Genomic DNA, 3771 nt, shown 5'->3' with positions numbered 1-3771 from the left:
TGACGGCGATCGTCCTCGTCTGCGGCCTGGAGCAACCCCTGCCCTACCGGTTGCTGGTGATCGCCGGCGGCCTCTACGTGATCGTGCGCCATCGTGCCAACATCCAGCGGCTGCTGGCCGGGACGGAGCCGCGGCTGGGTGCGAACCGGGCGTCCTGAGGTTCACTCGAACCTGTGACGCCCGGGCAACATGCGAATGAGCGTGCGGTCCCTGAGGACGAAATGATGGAACAGCGCGGCGACGACGTGAAGTGCCGCCAGGATCACCAGCGCATTGGCCAGCACTTCGTGGACCTCCTTGAACGAGCGCGCGAGTGCACGATCCGAGGTCCACGGCGACGCGATCTGGACCAGACCGAACACGGAGAGGGCCTCGCCGCGCGCAAACTGCAGAAGGATGCCTGCCACGGGGACGGCGGCCATGAGGATATAGAGCAACCAGTGGCTGGTTGATGCCAGATAGCCCGACCATGGGCTGAAGCGGGTCTCCAGCGCCGGCTGGGGACTCACGCCTCGCCACAAGAGGCGCACGATCAGGAGGGCGAGCACGGCGATACCCAGCGACATGTGGATCGAAAGGACCGCTTTCTCCATCGACTTCGGGATGTCGTCGCCAATGGTGCCGATCGTCCAGGCCAACAGGACGCAGAGCGCGGCAATCCAGTGCAGCGACTTGGGGATCGGACCGTAGGAACTCTGTTCGCCGGATGGGGTCATGACACGCCCTGACTGATTCGGCTCGATGCAAAACGTTCATCATCCGCAGGTGCTGCAGTCGCATTGACATCGATCAAAGAGATCTTCATGCGCGCCCTCTAGGAGAGGCAGACGAACCGCCCCAGCGAGTGCGAGTGATTTGCCGACGACGCCCCACATCGAGCGCCATTTCTCCTCCTCGGAGACGGTCAGGGACGTCGTCATCGGCATGGCCGACGGCCTCACGGTTCCGTTCGCGCTGGCGGCCGGCCTTTCCGGCGCCGTGGCCTCGACCGACATCATTGTCGTGGCCGGCCTGGCCGAGGTCGCCGCCGGCGCCATCGCGATGGGCCTGGGCGGCTACCTCGCCGCGCGCACCGACGCCCAGCACTACCAGTCCGAGCGGCGGCGCGAGACGCACGAGGTCGAGCATCTTGCCGACCGCGAGCGACGCGAGATCGCGGAAATCTTCCAGGGCTACGGCCTGCGCGGTACGCAACTCGATGCGGTGGTGTCGGCGATCTCGGCCGAGCCCGCGCGCTGGGTCGACTTCATGATGCGCCACGAGCTCGGCCTCGACGCGCCGAATCCCAGGCGCGCGCCGATCAGCGCGCTGACGATCGGAGGGTCGTATATGCTGGGTGGGCTGGTACCGCTGGCGGCCTACTTCCTCCTCGCCGATGCGCACCGCGCGCTGCTCGCGTCGGTGATCGTGACCGGTATCGCCCTCCTCTGCTTCGGCGCCGTCAAGGCGCGCCTGACCGCCGTGCCGGTTCTGCGCGGCGCATTGGAAACTCTGCTGGTCGGCGGCCTTGCGGCGGGCGTCGCCTTCGCGGTCGCCAGACTCATCGCCTGAGGCGTATCATCCGTCGCGACCATTCCCGGCGCCGCCCGTGACAACAATCACGTCCTTCCTTCTCGTCGGACTGGCAGTGGCCCTGGGCATTGGCCTGCTCATCGGCGCCGACCGGGAGCGTCGCAAGGGCGCGGGACCGGCGAGGGCCGCAGCCGGCTTGCGGACGTTCGCGGTGGCGTCGGTCGCCGGCGCCGTCAGCTTCGCCGTCGGCGGGGAAATCTTGCTCGCCGTGGTGACGCTGGGCATCACCATCCTGGCTGCGATCTCGTACTGGCGCACGCGCGATGTCGATCCGGGCATCACGACCGAGGTCGCCCTCGTGCTCACGACGCTGCTCGGCGCGTTGGCCATGCGCGAAGCGCTGGTCGCAGCGGGGCTGGGCACGCTCGTGGCAGGCCTGCTTCACGCCCGGTCTCCTCTGCATGGTTTTGTTCGTGACATCCTCTCCGAAGCCGACATTCGGGACGCCCTGATCTTCGCCGGCGCTTCGCTCATCGTCTTTCCTCTGCTGCCGGATGCTGCAATCGGCCCCTATGGTGCGCTGAACCTCCGCTCCCTTTGGCTGATCGTGATCCTCATCATGGGAGTGAGCAGCCTCGGCTACATCCTGACCAGGATCGCCGGCTCCAGGTTCGGGCTGCCGCTCGCCGGCCTCGCATCCGGCTTCATATCGAGCATCGCCACCATCGCGGCGATGGGCGAGCGCGCGAAAAATGCCCCTCACATGCTGAAGGCGGCCGCGGCAGGTGCGGTGCTTTCGACCGTCGCCACGATCGTTCAGCTGGCCGCCGTGCTCGGCGCAACCAGCATGGCCGTTCTCCGTGACCTCTCTGCGCCGTTGCTCGGGGCCGGCATCGTCGCCCTCGGCTATGGCGCGCTCTTCATGGCACGCGCACTGGCTCAAAAGGACGGCGGCGGGCACCGGTCAGACCGCGCTTTCAGCCTTCCCGCTGCCCTGGCGTTCGCCGCCATCCTTGCCGTCATCATTGTCGCTTCTGCGGTCCTTCAAAAGCACTTCGGAAGCACTGGGGCCCTTGTGGCCGCCGCCATCGGCGGCCTGGCCGACACCCACGCCGCAGCGGTCTCGATTGCAACGCTCGTCGCCACGGGAAAACTGGGCGCGGGCGACGCCGTGGTTCCGATATTGGCAGCCTTCTCGACGAACACGCTCGGCAAGATGCTGGCCGCGGCCAAGGGCGGCAATGCTTTCGCCATACGCGTCATTCCGGGGCTGATTGCTGTCGCGCTTGCGGCATGGGGAAGCGCGGCAATTGCCTGGCCTCTTGGCCCTTAGCAAACGAGATATCGACGTCGGATCGACATCGCTTCAACATGAGCTCGACCCGAGGGCTTAGACAGGGAGTCTGTAATGAAGAGACTGCTTCTGACGACGATGGCCGGTCTGGCCGCCGCGATCTCATCCTCGGGCCCGGCATTCGCGGGCAAGGACCTCGACGCCGTGCGCGCGCGGGGCACGCTGATCTGCGGCGTGGCGGCGGGCGGCCTGGCCGGCTTCATGACGGCCGACAGCCAGGGCAAGTGGAGCGGCATGGACGTCGATGTCTGCCACGCGGTGGCGGCGGTGATCTTCGGCGATTCGGAGAAGGTCAAGTATGTGCCGGTGTCGGGCCAGCAGCGCTTCACCGCGCTGCAGTCGGGCGAGGTCGACCTGCTGTCCAACAACACGACCTGGACCCTGACGCGCGATTCGGCGCTCGGGCTCGACTTCACCGGCGTCACCTACTACGACGGCCAGGGCTTCATGGTGCCGAAGAAGCTCGGCGTGAAGAGCGCCAGGGAGCTGAACGGCGCCTCGATCTGCGTGCCCTCGGGCAGCACCACCGAGCTCAACATCGCCGACTATTTCCGCGCCCAGAAGATGACCTTCAAGCCGGTCATCATCGAGGATGCCGACCAGATCCGCGCCGCCTTCTTCTCGGGCCGCTGCGACGTCTATACCGGCGACCGCGCCCGCCTGTTCGCCACGCGCGTGGCCAACCCGCCGCCGCCGCTGACGCCGGACGATTTCGTCGTGCTGCCCGAGATCATCTCCAAGGAGCCGCTGGGGCCGGCGGTGCGGCACGGCGACAACCAGTTCGCCGACATCGTGCGCTGGGCGCAGTTCGCGATGATCGAGGCCGAGGAGTACGGCATCACGTCGAAGAACGTCGACGAGATGCTGAAGAGCGACAATCCCAACATCAAGCGCATCCTCGGCAC

At 66.9% G+C, this 3771-nt stretch carries 4 protein-coding genes and 1 pseudogene; 4 read left to right on the top strand and 1 reads right to left on the bottom strand.

The window, feature by feature from the left end:
- A pseudogene (locus tag VH499_RS15105) lies at window positions 1–158 on the top strand (acyl-phosphate--glycerol-3-phosphate O-acyltransferase); the annotation flags it as partial.
- A gap of 3 nt (window positions 159–161) precedes the next feature.
- Here VH499_RS15105 and VH499_RS15100 read toward each other — a convergent pair.
- Window positions 162–716 (bottom strand): cytochrome b, encoded by a 555-nt coding sequence (locus VH499_RS15100; RefSeq protein ID WP_332053568.1) that lies wholly within the window; start codon window positions 714–716, stop codon window positions 162–164.
- A gap of 139 nt (window positions 717–855) precedes the next feature.
- Here VH499_RS15100 and VH499_RS15095 point away from each other — a divergent pair, with 139 nt between their 5' ends.
- From VH499_RS15095 to VH499_RS15085, 3 genes are all read left to right on the top strand, one after another.
- Entirely contained in the window at window positions 856–1551 is a 696-nt protein-coding gene (locus tag VH499_RS15095) for a VIT1/CCC1 transporter family protein (protein ID WP_332053567.1), read from the top strand.
- Between the two features lie 37 nt (window positions 1552–1588).
- Window positions 1589–2845: an MgtC/SapB family protein gene (locus VH499_RS15090; RefSeq protein ID WP_332053566.1), complete on the top strand. Its 1257-nt coding sequence runs from the start codon at window positions 1589–1591 to the stop codon at window positions 2843–2845.
- 75 nt (window positions 2846–2920) lie between these two features.
- On the top strand, window positions 2921–3771 hold an 851-nt coding region (locus tag VH499_RS15085), incomplete at its 3' end, for an amino acid ABC transporter substrate-binding protein (protein WP_332053565.1).

The organism is Reyranella sp. (assembly GCF_036558665.1).
Classification (GTDB): Bacteria; Pseudomonadota; Alphaproteobacteria; order Reyranellales; family Reyranellaceae; genus Reyranella.
The sequence above is the reverse complement of the archived record's forward strand: the minus strand, read 5'-3'. Positions and strand labels throughout refer to the sequence as shown.